General features: G+C 71.8%; 14 protein-coding genes. 3 read left to right on the top strand and 11 right to left on the bottom strand.

The window, feature by feature from the left end; all coding sequences use genetic code 11:
- Window positions 1–5: 5 nt before the first annotated feature.
- From CHC05_RS37870 to CHC05_RS37890, 5 genes are all read right to left on the bottom strand, one after another.
- Window positions 6–1343: an ABC transporter substrate-binding protein gene (locus tag CHC05_RS37870; protein WP_089255478.1), complete on the bottom strand. Its 1338-nt coding sequence runs from the start codon at window positions 1341–1343 to the stop codon at window positions 6–8.
- Window positions 1344–1396: 53 nt separating this feature from the next.
- Window positions 1397–2299, bottom strand: a complete 903-nt coding sequence (locus tag CHC05_RS37875; RefSeq protein WP_089255518.1) for a carbohydrate ABC transporter permease — start codon at window positions 2297–2299, stop codon at window positions 1397–1399.
- A 17-nt stretch (window positions 2300–2316) separates the two neighbouring features.
- Window positions 2317–3234 carry a carbohydrate ABC transporter permease gene (locus tag CHC05_RS37880; protein ID WP_089255479.1) on the bottom strand — a complete coding sequence of 306 codons (918 nt, stop codon included), beginning with the start codon at window positions 3232–3234 and terminating at the stop codon, window positions 2317–2319.
- Between the two features lie 36 nt (window positions 3235–3270).
- Window positions 3271–5952, bottom strand: coding sequence for a glycoside hydrolase family 38 N-terminal domain-containing protein (locus CHC05_RS37885; RefSeq protein WP_089255480.1), 2682 nt, complete (start codon window positions 5950–5952; stop codon window positions 3271–3273).
- A gap of 139 nt (window positions 5953–6091) precedes the next feature.
- Window positions 6092–7333: an ROK family transcriptional regulator gene (locus CHC05_RS37890; protein ID WP_218824807.1), complete on the bottom strand. Its 1242-nt coding sequence runs from the start codon at window positions 7331–7333 to the stop codon at window positions 6092–6094.
- An 86-nt stretch (window positions 7334–7419) separates the two neighbouring features.
- Here CHC05_RS37890 and CHC05_RS43220 point away from each other — a divergent pair, with 86 nt between their 5' ends.
- The 3 genes from CHC05_RS43220 to CHC05_RS37905 all read left to right on the top strand — a co-directional run bounded on the left by CHC05_RS43220 (window position 7420) and on the right by CHC05_RS37905 (window position 10886).
- Window positions 7420–9546 (top strand): BREX system ATP-binding domain-containing protein, encoded by a 2127-nt coding sequence (locus CHC05_RS43220; protein WP_089255481.1) that lies wholly within the window; start codon window positions 7420–7422, stop codon window positions 9544–9546.
- Between the two features lie 78 nt (window positions 9547–9624).
- Entirely contained in the window at window positions 9625–10362 is a 738-nt protein-coding gene (locus tag CHC05_RS37900) for an alpha/beta fold hydrolase (protein WP_245871424.1), read from the top strand.
- 134 nt (window positions 10363–10496) lie between these two features.
- Entirely contained in the window at window positions 10497–10886 is a 390-nt protein-coding gene (locus CHC05_RS37905; RefSeq protein WP_089255483.1) for a DUF805 domain-containing protein, read from the top strand.
- 51 nt (window positions 10887–10937) lie between these two features.
- Here the strand turns inward: CHC05_RS37905 and CHC05_RS37910 are convergent, their stop codons facing one another.
- The 6 genes from CHC05_RS37910 to CHC05_RS37935 all read right to left on the bottom strand — a co-directional run bounded on the left by CHC05_RS37910 (window position 10938) and on the right by CHC05_RS37935 (window position 17104).
- On the bottom strand, window positions 10938–11714 hold the full coding sequence (locus CHC05_RS37910; RefSeq protein WP_179266562.1) for an SDR family NAD(P)-dependent oxidoreductase: 777 nt from the start codon (window positions 11712–11714) through the stop codon (window positions 10938–10940).
- The gene (locus CHC05_RS37915) at window positions 11711–12223 is read right to left on the bottom strand and encodes an EXPERA domain-containing protein (RefSeq protein WP_089255485.1); all 513 of its coding nucleotides are present in this window, start codon (window positions 12221–12223) and stop codon (window positions 11711–11713) included. The genes CHC05_RS37910 and CHC05_RS37915 overlap by 4 nt, the downstream gene beginning before the upstream one ends.
- 45 nt (window positions 12224–12268) lie before the next feature.
- Window positions 12269–13273 carry a hypothetical protein gene (locus tag CHC05_RS37920; protein WP_089255486.1) on the bottom strand — a complete coding sequence of 335 codons (1005 nt, stop codon included), beginning with the start codon at window positions 13271–13273 and terminating at the stop codon, window positions 12269–12271.
- A 90-nt stretch (window positions 13274–13363) separates the two neighbouring features.
- On the bottom strand, window positions 13364–13993 hold the full coding sequence (locus tag CHC05_RS37925; RefSeq protein WP_089255487.1) for a YoaK family protein: 630 nt from the start codon (window positions 13991–13993) through the stop codon (window positions 13364–13366).
- A 366-nt stretch (window positions 13994–14359) separates the two neighbouring features.
- Window positions 14360–15520 (bottom strand): DUF1996 domain-containing protein, encoded by a 1161-nt coding sequence (locus CHC05_RS37930; RefSeq protein ID WP_089255488.1) that lies wholly within the window; start codon window positions 15518–15520, stop codon window positions 14360–14362.
- A 162-nt stretch (window positions 15521–15682) separates the two neighbouring features.
- The gene (locus CHC05_RS37935) at window positions 15683–17104 is read right to left on the bottom strand and encodes an MDR family MFS transporter (RefSeq protein WP_245871427.1); all 1422 of its coding nucleotides are present in this window, start codon (window positions 17102–17104) and stop codon (window positions 15683–15685) included.
- Window positions 17105–17207: the final 103 nt, after the last annotated feature.

Genomic DNA, 17207 nt, shown 5'->3' on the forward strand with positions numbered 1-17207 from the left:
GTGAACTACTTGTAGAGCGCGTTGATCTGGTCGTTGACCCCGACGAAGCTGTCCGCCTGGGTCTGGCCGTTCAGGAACGCCTCCATGGCGGGCTTGAAGATCGCCATGGCGTCGGCCCAGTTCGGCACGACCGGCTCGATGCTGGTCTTCGGCTCCAGGAACGGCTGGATGTCGATCCCGTTGGTCTTGAAGGTCGCCTTCGCCTCCTCGATGGCGCTGGTGATGGCCGGCAGCACCACGCCCTCCTTGGCGACGATCGACTGGCAGTCCTTGCCACCCAGGAACACGAGCAGCTTCTTGGCCTCCGCCGGGTGCTTCGTGGTGGCGGTGACCGCGTCGCCGAGCGCGTTGGTCGTCGACTGGCGGCCGGCGGGACCGGTCGGCAGCGGCGCGATGGTGGTCTTGACGTCCTTCAGCTCGAAGTACGACTTGGCGCTCCACACGCCGTCCGTGGTCATCGCGTACTTGCCGGCGCCGTAGGACGCCTGCATGCCGATGCCGCTCGACGCGACCTTCAGCGACGGCATGAAGCCCTTGTCCGACAGGCCGCGGAACCACTTCATGGTGTCGGTGAACTTCGGGTCGTTGTAGTTGAAGACCGGCTTCGAGGTCGAGCCCGAGTAGTACGTCCAGCCGTTCGACAGCGCGTACTGCGCCCAGATCGACTCGCCCGAGCCGTCACCGGCGCCGTTGAGGCCCAGCCCGTACACCTCGACCTTGGTCTTGTCGAAGCCGGCCTCGTCGCCGCGCTTGCCGGCCTTGTCGACCGTCAGGTGCGCGATGAGCTGCTCGAAAGTCCCACCGTCGGTGGGGTTCCACGTCAGGTTGGCGAGGTCGGCCGCGGTCTTGCCGGCCTTCTCCAGCAGCCCCGCGTTGGCGTAGAGGCCGACCAGGCCGTTGTCCTTCGGCAGCCCGTAGCGCTTGCCGTCGGTGCCGACCCAGAGCTCGGGCAGCCCGGCCCGGTACGCGGACAGGTCGACCTGCTCGTCGTCGATCGGCAAGATCTGGTGCTTGTCGACGAACGTCGGGAAGTACGAGGCGTGGTTGGTGAACACGTCCGGAGCGGTGCCGCTGACCAGGCCGGTCGTGATGCTGCTCCAGTAGTCGTCCCAGCCGTACTGCTTCACCGTGACGCTGATGTTCGGGTTGGCGGCCGTGAACGCGTCCGCGCACTTCTGGTATCCCGGCTGCTGGTTGGCGTCCCAGAGCCAGTAGCTCAGGTCGACCTTGCCGCCGGAGCCGGAACCGGAGCCGGAGCCCGAGTCCGACGAGCCACAACCGGCGAGCACGCCGGCCGCGGTCAGTGCTGCCGCCGCGACGGCGGCACTCTTACGCCACTTCACCGTGGGTTGTTCCTTCCGTTTGTAGGGGGATGCCGGGGTCGACGGGGAACGCGTCACTTGACCCCGGAGAACTGGATCGAGTTGATGACTCGCTTGCCGAGCAGCGTGAAGAGGATGACGACCGGGAGGGCCGCGATGACGGTCGCCGCCATCAGCCCGGACCAGTCGGGTCCGCCGCCGTTCGGGGTCTGTGCCTTGAAGATGCCGAGCGCCACGGTCAGCACCCGGACGTTCTCGTCCTGGCCGACGAGCAGCGGCCAGAAGTAGTCGTTCCACGCGGCGACGTACGTCAGGATCGCCAGGGTGGTGATCGGCGCGGCGCTCATCGGGACGATGACCCGGAAGAACGTCCGCAGGTGCCCGGCGCCGTCGAGTCGCGCCGCCTCCTCGATCTCGGTGCTGATGTTGAGGAAGAACTGCCGCAGGAAGAACACCGCGAACGGCGACATCAGCAGGTTGGGCAGGACGATGCCCAGGAACGTGTTGAGCAGTCCCAGGTCCCGGATGAGGATGAAGTTCGGCAGCGTCGTGAAGATCGGCGGCACCATCAGCGCCGACAGGAAGATGGTGAAGACCACGTTGCGCCCGGGCCAGCGCAGGCGGGCGAAGGCGTACGCGGCCAGCGCGGAGAACAGCGTCTGCACCACCGTGGTCGAGATGGCGACGATGAACGAGTTGCGCAGGTAGCGCCAGAAGTCCACGGAGGCGGTCGAGCCGCCCTTCTCGAGCGCCTCGCTGACGCTCGACAGGCCGAGCACGCGGCGGTACGCGTCCAGCGTGCCCTCGGCCGGCAGCAGGCTGTTGGAGTGGCTCGGCAGCGCGCCGTTGGTGGAGAACGACGTCCGCAGCATCCAGTAGAACGGGAACAGGGTGATCAGGACGAAGACCCCGACGAGGACCCAGGCGAACGCCCGGCCCGGGTGGAATCGGCGGCGGGACACGGCGATGGTGGTCATGCGGTTCTCCGGCCGGCTCACGCGAGATCGGACTTGTTGGCGCGGGTCAGGCGCAGCTGGATCAGCGTGACCCCGAGGAGGATGGCGAACAGCACCAGCGCGATCGCCGAGGCGTAGCCGAAGTCGTACCTGTTGAAGGCCAGGTCGTAGATGTAGTAGTAGATGACCCGGGTCGCGTTGACCGGTCCGCCCTTGGTGGTGACGGCGATGGTGTCGAAGATCTGGAACGAGCCGATCAACGACACGATCAGGACCAGCGCGAGTACGGGCCGCAGCAGCGGAAGGCTGACCCGCCAGAACGCCTTGGCCTCCGAGGCGCCGTCGATCGCCGCGGCCTCGTACACGTCCTTGGGAATGGCCTGGAGCCCGGCGAACAGCAGCAGCGCCGTGTAGCCCATGCTCTTCCACACGTTGATGAACGCGACCGTGAGGATCGCCAGCGCCGGGTCGCCGAAGAACGACTGGCGGGGCAGGCCGACGAAGTCGAGCGCGTTGTTGACGATGCCGATCTGGTAGTCGAGCAGCCACTGCCAGAGCAGGGCCACGACGACACCGGAGACCATGTACGGCACGAGCAGGATGCCCCGGATGACCAGCGACTTGGCCAGCCGCTGCATGAGCACCGCCATCAGCAGCGCCACCGCGGTCTGCAGGCCGATGTTGACGACCACGTACTCGGCGGTCACCAGCAGGGCGTTCCAGAACACCTTGTCGTCGACGATCTGGGCGTAGTTGGCTCCGCCGACGAACTCTCCCGACGAGAACAGGTCGTAGTCGGTGAAGCTGAGCCAGACACCGCGGATCGCCGGGAAGAGGTAGAACACCACGAACCCGATCGCGGCGGGCGCGACGAACGCGATGGCGTACCACGTCTCACGCCGCCGCTCGCGGAACATCGGCCGGCGTAGGCGCCGGGCTGTGCTGGTTAGCGTCATTGCTGCCTCATGCGATGGGTGGACGGGGGCCGGGGTTCAGTGGGTGAGCCGGAGCGTGCGGATCTCCCAGGGCGCCAGCTCGAGCGTCAGCTCGCCGGCCGCCTCGGTGCGGTCCAACGGATCGCCGAGCAGGGTGGTCGTCTCGACCGCGCCGAACGGTCCGCCGAGCACGGCGCGGACCGGCTCGGGGGCCATCGCGACGATCCGGACCTCGGTGCCGCCGGCCACCGGCCGCACGGTCGAGACCGCGACGTCGGTGCCGGTGACCCGGATGCCGGAGTCGGACGACGGGAGCAGCGCGGCCGCGGTGCCGGCACCCCGCCGGACGGACGCGTCGTTGCGGAACAGCTCCGCCGCGCGCACCGCGCCCGCGGCCCGCCAGCCCCGCGCGGACGGCAGGATCGCCAGCCGGGCGACGACCTCGCGGCCGAGGGACTGCGCGCCCGGCGCCGGCAGGTGCAGCGCGGCCGGCTCGTCGCGCAGCGGGTGCAGGTTGACGCTGATCGCGCCGACCGCCCGCAGCAGTGTGACCGCGAGCTCGGTGCCGACGACCTCGTACTCCGCCGTGTGTTCGAGGAGCACCGTGGCCGCGCCGGCGGTGACGAACGACGAGGCGGGGAACGTCGGCAGCGGGAACTCGCCCCAGCCGCCCTCGCTCGTCAGCCCGCGCTCGGTGACGCTGAACTGGCCCTCGGCGGCGGACCCGGTGACCGGCGACGGTAGCGGGACGTGGAACCGCAGGCGGTGGTCGGCCGACGGGTTGACGAAGCTGGTGGTGACCCGGGCGAACGGCTCGCCGGCGTGCAGGTGGACCAGCGTCTCCACGGTGACCGGGCGGGTCGCGGGCGAGCGGTGGTCGACGTCGTCGGCGAGGGCGACCGGCCAGTCGTAGTCGCGCAGGACGCGGACGGCTCCCCGCACCGGACCAGCTTCGAGCACCTCGACGGTGACCCGGCTCGGTTTCTCGACCAGCAGGTCGTGCCGCGGCGGGCCGTAGTTGTAGCTGTCGCCACGGTCGCCGCCGTCGACGAGGCGGCCGACGCCCGCGAGGCGGGTGCCGTCCTCCCCCACCAGCTCCAGCGTGCCCTCGGCCTCGACGGTCACGGTGACGCGACCGTTGGCCAGGGTCTGCCCGTCGACCCGGACGCCGCCGTTCTGGCGCGCGGTCCCTGGCTCGATCCGGATCGCGGCCGACCCGGACGCCGGCGTCGGCACCGCCACGGCGACCGTGACGACCGGAGCGGCCAGCGTGCGCACCCGCCAGGGCCCACCGTGCTCCGGCTCGGCGGCGGCGACCGCCGACCGCAGCTCGAGCAGGTCGAACTCGGGCCGGGTGGGCACGTCGGCCAGGTGGAACTCGAGCAAGCCGGGCGCGAGGACGTAGTGGTCGATCAGCTTGCCGAACAGCTCCCGGCGGTGGATGCGGCGCAGCACCCGGTCGAGCTCGCCGGCCGGCACGGTCTCGTCGCCGAGCACGGTCGGCGCGGTGGCCACCGGCTGGGCGGGCAGCAGCATGCCGTCGCCGGTGCGCGCGGCGTAGCCGTCGGCGGCGAGCTCCGCGGCGACCTCGACCACGGCGGTCCGGTCGTACGGCAGCGGGTTGGCGACCAGGTAGGCGCCCGCGGGGACGGCGGCCGCGCGGCGGTCGAGAGCCGCGTCGCGCACCCCGCGGGCCGCGTGCTCGGCCTCGGCGAGCCGGGCGCCGACCTGGTCCGACGTCTCGTCGGTGCCGGAGCCGACGACCGAGTCGTGCGCCGACGACTCCACGATCTTGCGCCAGGCCAGCTCGAGGAACGGACCCTCACCGTCGCTGCCCCAGGTCGCCGCGAACCGCTCCGCGTGGTCGACCGTGCGCTCGGCGGTGGCCATGGCCCGCTTGAGCTCCGCGCGCACCGACAGCACGCCCGGCAGGATGTTGCCGCGGACGTGGCTGCGCAGCTCACCGCGGACCGTCTCGCGGACCTCGTCGCGGGCGTGCCCGGTGACGTACTCCTCGATGGTGGCGACCCGGATGCCGCGATCGGCCGCCCGCAGCCACTCACCGAGCCGCGGGTCGGGCGCGGCGTGGTCGGTGCCGACCATGGCGAGCACCGGGTCGTCGCCCCACCGGTCCGCGGTCATCCGGGTGTAGTCGTCGAGGGCCCGGCCGACGACCGCCGGCACCAGGATCACGTCGAGGCCGTTGTCGTAGCCGTCGAACAGGAACTCGGTGCGCACAGCCGAACCGTCCGGCGCCTCCCAGCGGAACGCGTGGCCGGCGACGCTGCCCGGTACGCCCCGCCACAGCGCGGCGTCGGTGATGCCGGCCCGGCGCAGGATCTGCGGCATCTGCGCGACGTGCCCGAACATGTCCGGCAGGTAGCCCAGCGGCATCGCCCGGCCCAGCGCCTGGGCGTCCGACCAGCCGAACTGGAGGTTCCGCACGATCGTCTCGCCGGAGCAGAGGAACTCGTCGAGCAGGATGTACCAGGGGCCGAGCGCGAGCCGGCCGCTCTCGGCGAGCGCGCGCACCTCTTCCGCCCGCTCCGGCCGGATCTCCAGGTAGTCGAGGATCGCCGCCGTCTGACCGTCCACGGTGAAGCGGAACTCGGGGTCGTTCTTCGCGGTCTCCAGGACCACGTCGAACGCATCCACGAGGCGGTGGCGGAAGACCTGGAACGGCTCGTACCACTCACGGTCCCAGTGGAAGTGCGGGACGAAGACGGCGTAGTTCTGCATCGAGGCCGATGCCCTTTCCTGGTGCGTCGCGAGGCGACCGGGGCTTGATCGGCAATTAGAACATCATGTTTTCAAAATCAGCGCAATAGGAAGATCACCCGCCGTTCAGGCAGGTCATGGCGGTGCGTTGGGATCTAGTTCAGCCCGCGGCGATCAGCAGCGTGGACGGGCGGGGGGAAAACGTGCTGTCGAACACCAGGCTCGCGGCACCTACCGCGGCGACGTCGACCGGGATCACGGACTCCGTGAAGCGCACCTCGTGCGGCGGCACCAGGGCCGGGTCCTCGCGCACCACGCTCGGCAACACATCGAGGACGATCGGCGCGACGCGCGACCAGAACGGGCCGCCGAAGATGACGCGGTCGATGTCGAGCAGGTTGACGATGACGACGACGGCGCGGGCGAGCTGGCGGGCCGCGTCGGCGATCACCGCGTACGCCCGCGGGTCGCCGGCCCCGGCCAGCGCGGCCAGCCGGGTGAAGGCCTCGTCGATCTGCGGGATCCCCTCGGCGCCGGGCGCCAGCTCGCCGTCGAGGATGCCCAGGCCCTGCGCCTTCTCGACGAGCGCGCGCGGCGTCACGCTGTAGCCGACACAGCCACGGCGGCCGCACACGCATTCCGGCCCGGACGGGTCGACCGTCATGTGGCCGGGGTCGCCGGCGTTCGAGCTGATCCCCCGCACGACCTCGCCCGCCACCGCGATGCCGGTGCCGAGGCCGGTGCCGTAGTACATGAACGCGAAATCGCGGCTGTCGGACGGCTCCGCGTACCAGAGCTCGGCCACCGCCGCGGCGGTCACGTCCTTCTCCAGCCGCACCGGCAGGCCGGTCGCGGCGCTCAGCGCCGTCCGCAGCGGAACCCGGTGCCAGTGCGGCAGCATCGGCGGGTTCAGCACGATGCCGTCCTCGATGTTGACCGGGCCCGGGGTGGCGATGCCGATGCCGAGCACCCGGGAGCGGTCGACGCCGGACGCCGTGATCAGGGCGTCGATCGAGCGGGCCATCTCGTCGATCACCGACTCGGGATCCTGCGCGGACGGCGTGCCGCTGCGGGTGTGGTCCCGCACCTCGCCCGCGAGGTCGACCAGCACGTAGGTCACGACGGCGGGGTCGATGTGCACGCCGATCGCGAAGCCGCCACCCGGGTTCAGGTGCAGGATGGCCGCCGGCTTGCCGGGCCCGTTGACGTGGGTGCCGCGCTCCTCGACCAGCCCGCTGGCCAGCAGCCGCCGGCACACGTTGGCGACGGTCATCGAGCTCAGGCCGGTGAAGGTGGCGAGCTTCGACCGGGTGCTGCCGTGCGGATGACGACGGATGGCGTCGAGGACGACGGTCTGGTTGTACTCGCCGACCGCGGGCAGGTTCGAGCCCGTGAACACCACCGCGTAATTAAGTCGGAAACGCGGCGCGGAAGCAAGCCGTGGCGCCACACACAGTGGTCCGGTCGCGCCTTATCTAGGCTGGTCAGGTGGATCTGGTCGGGCGTCGCCGGGAGCTGGCCACCGTCGAGCGGGCCCTCGACCGGGCCGCCCGCGGGCACGGCGAGCTGCTCGTCGTCACCGGTCCGGCCGGCGCCGGCAAGACCGCGCTGGCCGACGCCGCCGCGGAGCTCGCCCGCTCGCGCGGCCTGCGACTGGTCGTGGTCGACGACAGCGCCGCCCGCCTCGCCGGGCTCGCCCCGGAGCCCGGGACCGTCGTGGTCGCGACCAGCCGGGAGCCGCTCGGCGTCGGCACCGAGGTGCGGCTGGGCGGGCTGCCGGAGCCGGAGCTCGCCGAGCTGGTCGGCGACCTGCCGGCCGACGCGGTGCACGCGTTGTGGCTGGCCACGGGCGGTCTGCCCGGTCCGGCGCTGCGGCTCGCCGCGGAACTGGCCGGGTCGTCCGGCGACGCGGTCGTCCAGCTCGCGCTGGCGACCCCGTCGCGCGCCGAGTTCCTCGAACTGGACGCCGGGCTCGTCCGGCTGCTGGAGGAGGCCACGACGCGGCCGAGCCCGCCGGCCACCCGGGCGCGGGTGCTGGCCCGGCTCGCCCGCGAGCTGCTGGGCGACCCCGCGACGGTGGTACGCCGGCAGGAGCTGATCGCCGAGGCCGTGGCGCTCGCGCGGACCGCCGGCCCCGGCGTGCTCGCCGAGGTCCTCGACGCGCGGCTGCACGCGCTGTGGGATCCGGCCGCCGCCGCTGACCGGCTGGCCACCGCCACGGAGATCGTCACCCAGGCGCGGGCGGCCGGCGACGCCCGGCTCGAGCTGCGCGGCCTGTTCTGGACCTTCGTCGGCCGCGCCGAGCTGGGCGACCTGGCCGGCGCCGAGACCGCACTGATCGCGTACGCCCGCACCGGCGAGCTGGCCGGCGACAGCGAGGCGGCGGTCGTGGTGCTGGCCCGCCAGGCGATGCTCGCTACCATCCGCGGCCGCTTCGACACGGCCGACGACCTGGTGGCCCAGGTGGCCGAGCGAGGACGCCACGCCGGCGTGGCCGACACCGAACGCCTGGTCGCCACCCTGCGCGGCCCGCTCGACCAGCTCCGGGGCGAGGACCGGGAGGTCGACACGCTGCGCGCGCTGGCCCGCCGGCTGCCTGGGCACTTCTTCGAGGCGACGCTGGCCCGGGTGCTGATGGAGACCGGTCACCCGGCCGAGGCAGAACTCGAACTCGCCCGGACGCTGCCGGCCGTGCTCGCCGGCAGCGGTCCACGCTGGCTCGCCGCGGCGTCCGAGCTCGCGGCCGTCGCTGCCCGGTCGCAGGACGCGTCGGCGGCCCGGGCCTTGTACGACGCCCTCCTGCCGTACGCCGGACAGCTCGTGGTCTGGGGTGGTGCGAACACGATCAGCGGGCCGGTCGACGACTACCTGGGCCGGCTCGCGCGCCGGCTGGACCGACCGGCGGAAGCGACCGCCCACCTCGACCGCGCCGTCGACCTGGAGGAACGGGCCGGAACGCTGCCGTGGCTGGCCTACTCCCTCGCCGCCCGGGCCGGGGCCGGCGACCTCGCCCGGGCCCGGTCGATCGCTGAGCGGCTCGGCCTGCGCGGGTTGCTCGCCGACCTCGATCCAGCACCGGACGAATGGTCGCTGCTGCGCGACGGCGACGACTGGCTGCTGCACGCCGGGTCGGAGACGGCTCGGCTCCGCGACGGTCGGGGCGTGCACTACCTGCGCACGCTCCTCGCGGCACCCGGGCAGGAGCTCCCCGCGCTCGACCTCGTCGCCGGTGGCGCCGGCCTGCGGGTGACGCCGGAGCCGGTGCTCGACGACGCCGCGCGGGCCGCGTACCGGCGCCGGGTGAGCGTCCTGGACGAACAGCTCGCGGCCGCTGACCGGGCCGGCGACGCGGACCGGGCGGCGGCGGTCGAGGCCGAGCGCACCGCGCTGGTGGCCGAGCTGCGCCGGGCGACCGGGCTCGGCGGGCGCCCGCGAACCGTCTCCGACGAGGCGGAACGGGCGCGGGTCAACGCCACCCGCGCGGTGCGGACCACCGTCGAGCGGATCGCGGCGGCGGCCCCGCTCGCCGGCGCCCACCTACGCGCCTCCCTGCACACCGGCCGCCTCTTCCGCTACCAGCCGGCGCCCGGCGGGCCGGGCCGCTGGCAGCTGTGATCGCCACCACGAACAGGATGTCGCCCCCGGGGTTACGCCTCCCCAGACATGGAACTCTTGGATGAGCGTGCCCCTCTGGTGCTCCTGCACGGACTGAGCTTCGACCGGCGCCACTGGTCGCCGACGCTGGCGGAGCTGGAGCGGCTCGACCCGGGCCGGCGGGTGCTGGCCCTCGACCTGCCCGGGCACGGCGCGTCGGTCGCCCGGCACGGCTACGGGCTGGACGACGTGACGCGGACCATCCACGACGCGGTGCTCGACGCCGGGCTCGACGCGCCCGTGGTCGTCGGGCATTCGCTCGGTGGCGTGCTGGCGACGATGTACGCGGCCGCCTACCCCGCACGGGGTGTGGTCAATGTGGACCAACCGCTGCTGCCCGGCGGTTTCGCGGCGATGCTGCGCCAGGTCGAGCCGGTGCTGCGCGGCCCGGACTACGCGCAGGTGTGGCAGTCCTTGGTGGACCGGATGGGTGTCGAACTGCTGCCGCCGGACGCCCGGCGACTGGTCGAGTCGGCCGGGACACCACCGCGGGACTTGTTGCTGGGCTACTGGAACGAGCTGCTCACCCAGCCCGCGGAGCGACTCACCGACCGCCGGGCCAGCGACCTGGCCATCATCAGCGCGAGCGGCCTCCCGTACCGCTACGTGACCGGAGCGGAGCCGGATCCGGCGTACCGCGAGTGGCTCGCCGGCCTGGTGCCCGACCTGGATGTCACCGTGTTGTCAGGAAGCGGCCACTTTCCACACCTCGCGCGGCCACGCGAGATGGCCGCGATCCTAGCGGGGACAGGGGTTCCCGCGATGCCCCGCGACTGACCGGCCGACCGAAATGATCCGCCGAGCGGGCTGACCTGGTCTGACTGGTCGGCCATTGTTTCCGAGATGTCGAACTGCTTCGATCCGTTGGCACCGATCATGCAGGTTCACATTTTCTACACCGGAGACAGGTAATGTCCTTCACTGACTCGATCAAGGCTGTTCTCACCAACTACGTCGGTTTCTCCGGCCGCGCCCGCCGGTCGGAATACTGGTGGTTCGTGGTCTTCAGCATCCTCGTCAACGTCGTCGCCCGGGTCCTCGACAGCGTGCTGTTCGACACCAGCAACGGCATCATCGGTGGCCTGCTCGGCCTCGCGCTGTTCCTCCCGGGCCTCGCGGTCGCGGTGCGCCGCCTGCACGACACCGACCGCTCCGGCTGGTGGGTGCTGCTCGCGCTGATCCCGCTGATCGGCGCCATCGTCCTGATCGTGTTCATGGCCGGCGACAGCAAGCCCGGCACGAACCGCTTCGGTCCGAACCCGAAGGAGCAGGGCGCCGTCGCGCCTGGCTTCGCTTCCTGACATCGCGGATGGTGGCTGGCCCGTCCCGGCCAGCCACCGCACGCCGCGGAGTCAAGCGCTCAGGTCCCGGGAGGCCCGGGCGATGACCGCGATCGCGGCGCGGCGCGGCAGCAGCCGCGACATGAGCACCGACGAGACCCGCATGCCCAGCCCCGGCACCACCCGGGGCCCGCGGCCGAGCCCCCGCAACGCGGCCCGCACGACCTGGTCGGGCGTCCGCGTGCCGGGCGCCGGCCGCGCCTTCGCGCCCGCCAGGTTCGGCGTGGCGACCGCGCCGGCCATGCAGGTGACCACGTCGACGCCGGTGCCGCGCAGCTCGGCCCAGAGGCCTTCCCCGAGGATCGCGCCGAACGCCTTGGTCGCGGCGTAGACGCTGATGGGCGGCGAGCCCTGCATGCCGGCCAGCGACGACATGACCACGAGGCCACCCCGCCCGCGGGTCACCATGGGCGGCAGGAACCGGTGTGCCAACTCCAGCGGCATCCGGCAGTTGAGGTCGACGGCCCGGCGGGTGAGCTCCGGGTCCATCTCGACGAACCGGCCGATCGGCGAGTAGGCGGCGTTCGCGACGACCAGGCCGACGTCGAGACCCTCGGTCGCGGTGGCGACGGCGGCTAGCCCGTCCACTGTCGACAGATCGGCGCTGACCGTGACCGTGTTCGTCGGCAGGGTCGCGGCGAGGCCGGTCAGCGGCTCCGTCCGGCGAGCCGCGAGGACCAGGTTCAGACCGAGCTCCGCGAGCCGGTGCGCGAAGGCGGCACCGAGGCCCTCGGACGCCCCGGCGACCAGCGCCCACGGGCCGTACCGGTCGGCGAAGCCCGGCCTCACGCGGTCACCGGCTCGGGGCGGGTGAACGGGTTGTCCCGCCGCATCCGCCACATCATCAGGAACGGTGTCAGCAGCCAAGCGGCGTTGGCGGCCAGGACGATCGCGAAGTTGGGCGCCGGGGTGACGCCGTACCGCTCGTCCATCAGGATGATCAGGACGTTGGCCAGCATGGTGCCCGACCACACCAGCGCCGGCACCCGGATCCAGTTCCGGCCGCGGATGAACGCGTACAGGGCGAGAAAGTAGAACGGCCCGAAGAAGACCAGGTCGATCCAGATCGTCATCTGCCAGAACGGCGGTCGGGCCAGCAACAGCGGGTCGAAGTGCTCACCCCACCAGTGCACCAGGTCGATCGCCGGGCCGGGCGGCCACAGTGGATAGTCGAAGTTGGCCGGGTCGCGGACCACGATCTGCTCGAGGTCGACGATGTAGGTGATGACAGACGCGTTGACGGCGAAGAAGCCCACGAAGAACCAGTCGAACTTGCGCTCGCGCAGGGGCACGGTCATGGCTGAGATCCTGGCCCCTGCGCGGGGCCGTCAACAAGATCTGATTTACGCGGGAACGGTGGGCGGCTCAGGCGTGCCGGTCGGGTAGGAGGACCATGGGCTGTCCGGCGGGAGGATGCCGAGCTGCTGGGCGATGGTCATCGCGTTGGTCGGCTCGACGCGGGCGCGCAGGTCGGCGTACGCGGTCAGGGTCAGCGGAGCGAGCAGCACCGCCACCGCGCCGGAGATGACCGAGGTCAGCAGCGTCGACACGATCGAGCCCGCGATGATGCCGGCGTTGCCGTTCACCGAGACGCCCGTCGCGGCCTCGATCCCGCCGCCGATCAGCGCACCGACCACGCCGACGCCGAAGGTGATGCCGAGAATCGTGGCGATGCGGCCCGCAGCCGCCCCGAAGTCGCGGTGGAACAGCGTGAAGCAGCGGCTGATCGCGTTGGTCCGTTCGACCGCTACGACCACCGGCAGGACCGCGAAGACGGCCACCACGTAGAAGATCGGCAGGACGCAGAGGCAGACCGCGACCAGGTAGATCGGTATCGCGAGCAGTTGCCAGCCGATCAGCGGGAAGACCCGCCGGACGGCCATCCGCACCGCGTCACCCAACCGCGGCGGGACTCCGACGGCGATGCTGACCCCGATGTAGACGCTGGCGAGCGTCACCACGGTCGTCAGCAGGACCGCCAGCAGCGCCGCTCCGACGGTCAGCGACATCACCACGATGAACGGCGTCAGGTCGGGATTGCCACTCGCGTCGGTGGTGGTGAAGGAGTTCTCGAGGTCGTCGGACGCGAGCGCGATGAAGACCGCGACGGGTGCCTGCACCAGGAGCGCGAGGACCACGCCGACCACCTGGAGCCCCGCCAGGGGGCGCCAACCGGCCTTGGCGATCGCCACGCCGCGGTTCCACCAGCCGCTGTAGTCGGGGCTGATCAGCGGATCGGCGGGCTGCTGCGGCCCGAACTGGGGTGGCGGCAGATAGCCACCGGTCGGAACGCCGCCGGCAGCCGGGTCGCCCGGCTGCTGTCCAGGGTATGAAGGGTCCGGGTACATGTTTCGCCTCTGCGGGAGCTCGTGCGCTGTCGCCACGGTCGGCCACAGACGGGCATCAACATAATGCCCAGGTCCCCGCTCGCGCTGCCCCTAGCGGCGGTGGAAGGCCGCGATGGCGAGCAGGAGGAGACCGATCGCCAGCAGGGGTACGGACCAGCGGGCCGTCTGGAACAGGACGGCGGCCACGGCAGCACCCGACGCCAGCGCGGCCAGTTGGCCGAGGGCCGCCGCGCGCCGGCCGCGTTGACCCGCGACCAGGTCGTGCAGCGCGCCGGTCAACGTGCCGGTCAGGTAGGTCGTCGCCTCGTGCATGCGGTGGGCCACGACGCTCTGCGTGCCCATCGCGACGCCCGCCGTCGCCAGCAGCAACAACGAGGTGGTCGGGCCCGGCCGACCGTCGGTCGCGGCCCAGCCGGCGGTCAGGGCACCGAGCAGCGCGAGTTCGACGACCAGGTGGGCCGGCCACCGCCAGCGCGGGGTCGCCTGCGCCCACAGGACGCCGGCGCTGTAGCCGGCGACCGCGACCGCCGGCGTCGCGAACACGTGGTTGTCGGCCGTGCCGATGCCCAGGCCGGCGACGACGAGGTTGCCGGTGACGACGCTGGCGAAGGCGCCGCCGAGGCCGGCGAACGCGACGACGTCGACCGCACCGGCGCAGGCGGCAAGGGAGAGCGGGGTGACCCGGCGCCCGCCGCGCCGAGCCAACCCCGCCAGCACCACGGGATCACCGTACGCGACGAACTGGACTTTCGCGGCAGAACGGAATCAGCCCAGCCGACGGGGTGGACGGCGGGCCGAGGGGCGACGGCGGAGCGGGCGGCGCGGCAGGGTCCGGCGCCGGCGGCGCGGGTCCGGCGGTCGTGCGTTCACGGGCGGACTCTACGAGGCATTCGTCCACCGTGGCGGGTCCTTAACCCGAACCTAAGACCGGCTTGAGCCGCGCCAGCTCGGTGGTACGCGCGGCGCCGGGCCGGCCACCGCGGGGGTGGCCGGCCGGGCGGATGTCGTCGCCACGGTCAACGGGACGGCTACGGCCGTGGCGACGAGCACCCCCGACGGCCGCCAGTCGGCGTGTGGCGGCCGGGCTCAGAACTGGCCGTCGGATCCGCACTTGACGCCCTGGTTCACACAGTTGCGGACGCGCGCGGCGAGCGCCGCGGGCTCCCACGCGTTGAAGAAGTCGGCGTGCATCGAGTAGCCCGTGCCCGAGGCCAGCTTGATGCCGGTCATGTTGGTGTTCAGCGGGTAGCCGATGACGAACGACACCGACGGGATCGCGACCGGGAACTTGCCCGAGCACTTGCCGTCCCGGTCGGCCGGGCCGACGTGCGACTTGTGGTCGGGGCTGTCCAGGTGCTTGCCGTCCCAGCAGTCCGGGAAGGTGACCTGGCGGACCAGGTTCGCGGTCTTCGCGCAGACCGGCCACTCCCCGTCCGGCGTGCGGCCGGTCTCACCGCCGATGCCACCGCACCAGAAGTGGTTGCCCTGCTTGTCCGGGGTGTCCTTCTGGTTCTTGGCGTCACCGGTGATCATCCGGAAGCCCATCGGGAACGGCACCGTCTTGCTCGGGTCCTTCAGCCGCGATCCGTAGTAGACGGTGACGCCGCTGGGGTTCACCGCCTTGCCGTTCTGCAGCAGCGTCGGGATCCAGTACGCCGAGTGGTCCTGAGCCGGCGAGCAGGTGGTCTTCTTGTTGGCGAACAGCGACTGCGTGGTCGAGAACGCGTTCGTGCTCGTGTTGCCCATGAAGGTGTGGTTGTGCGAGGCGCCCTTCAGCCCGGGCGCGACGATCGGGTCGTCGTCGTTGCGGTGGCTCACCTTGCACGACGCGTTGAACTCCGGCACCGTCACCGGGTTGTTGGTGATCTTCCGCGGCTTCAGCGCGAAGAACGCCTTGACGTCGGCGGCCTGCTTGGCCGGGTCGACCGCGACCCAGCCGGGCCGGGCGGGCGGCGCCTGTTTCGCCGTCTCGGCGGTTGCCGGCGAAGCGGACGGTTTCGGCGTCGCCGTGGGCGCGCCGGCGGACGGCGTGGTCCCAGGAGTGGCAGCACCGAACTCCTCCGGGAGGGCTTCGGTGCCGACTTCGACGACCCCGCCGGCCGACGTCGGCTTCGGGTCGGCGGAACGCGCGTACGCGGTGGTGACCGCGACGCTCGCGGCGAGAGCCACGACGACCGGGACCGCGACGAGGTAGGTGGACCGGCGGCGCAGGAAGGGGCGGCGCGGTGCGGGAATCGGTTGGGACATCGGAGCCTCTCGGGCCGAACACAAGCTGGGCAGCCCGAACTGTAGGTACCGGCGATCGCCGCACGACCAGGCTTAAGCCGAAGATAAGGAGAGTTTGCAGGTCACTCGGGTAGCATCCGCGGCCGCCGCGACGAATAACAGAAAATCGTTGCGAGGTTTCGGTTATTCAGTGGGTGCGAGCACGTCGCCGCGCGGTAGCAGGACGGCCGCCAGGGCCACGACGACGGCCACCGCGAGCACACCGACGAAGACGTGGTGGACCGCGCCGACCAGCCTAGCCGGATCGCCGTGCGACCCGCGCAGCTTCGCGTTGGCCACCGCGCCGAACACCGCGGTGCCCAGCGAGCTCCCGACCGAGCGCAGGAACAGGTTGTTGGCCGTCACCACACCCCGGTCCTTCCAGCCGACGCTGGACTGGGAGGCGATCAGCGTCGGGCTGACCGTCAGGCCCATGCCGAAGCCGATCACCGCGCAGGTCAGGCCCACCTGCCACACGTTGCTGCCGCCGCCGAGCAGGAGCAGCAGCGCGCAGCCGGCCACGATGATGGTGACGCCGGTCAGCGCGCAGTTGCGGAACCCGAACCGGAGGTAGAGCCGGCCGGACTGGGAGGCGGCGATCGGCCAACCGAGCGTGAGCGCGGCCAGGGCGAGGCCGGCGACCAGCGGGCCGACGCCGATCACCTCCTGCGCGTACGTCGGGACGTAGGAGCTCAGCCCGAGCAGGATCGCGCCGGCACCCGCGGAGACCACCCCGCTGGCCACCAGCAACCGGCGGCGGAACACCCACAGCGGCAGCACCGGCTCGCTGGTCCGGCGCTCGACGAGCAGGAAGACGGCGAGCAGCAGCGCGCCGATGCCGAGGGTGGCCGCGCTGGCCGGCGACACCCAGGCCCAGGCCTGCCCGCCCTCCAGCACGCCGAGGATCAGCAGCGTCAGGCCGGCGGTGAGCAGCACGGCACCCCGGTAGTCGATCACCGGCCGGGCCGGCGTGCGCCGTTCGTGGTAGCTGCGCCAGATCATCCCGGCGGCCAGCAGGCACAGCGGGATGTTGACGAAGAAGATCCAGCGCCAGGACACGTACTCGCTGAAGACACCGCCCAGCGTCGGGCCCACCACCGACGAGATGCCCCACACGCTGGCCACGTACCCCTGGACCTTGGCCCGTTCCTCGACCGTGTAGAGGTCGCCGACGATGGTCACGGTCACCGGCGCGATACCACCGGCGCCCAGGCCCTGGATCGCCCGGAAGATGATCAGCATGGTCATGCTGGTGGCGAGGCCGCACAGCACCGAGCCGACGAAGAACGTGGCGATGCCGAACAGGATCACCGGCTTGCGCCCGAACAGGTCGGAGAGCTTGCCGTAGAGCGGCACCGTGACCGCCTGGGCCAGCAGGTAGACCGAGAACAGCCAGGGGAACTGGGTGAACCCGCCGATGTCGTCGACCACGGACGGCACGGCGGTGGCGATAATGGTCGAGTCGATGGCGACGAGCGCGGTGGAGAGCATCACCGCGGCGAGCACCGGGCCGCGCTCGGACCGGAAGCCGACGCCGGCGGTGGCTACAGAGGGGGTGGCGGGCACGTTGTCCCAGCTTCCACCCGGATGGGTGACAGCGCCAGGGTGTGCCCGGTCACTCCGGCAGCCGCGTGATCTCTTCACCTTATGCGGATCTGGTTACTGGCCG

It is taken from the genome of Asanoa hainanensis (assembly GCF_900188485.1).
GTDB classification, from domain to species: Bacteria; Actinomycetota; Actinomycetes; order Mycobacteriales; family Micromonosporaceae; genus Asanoa; species Asanoa hainanensis.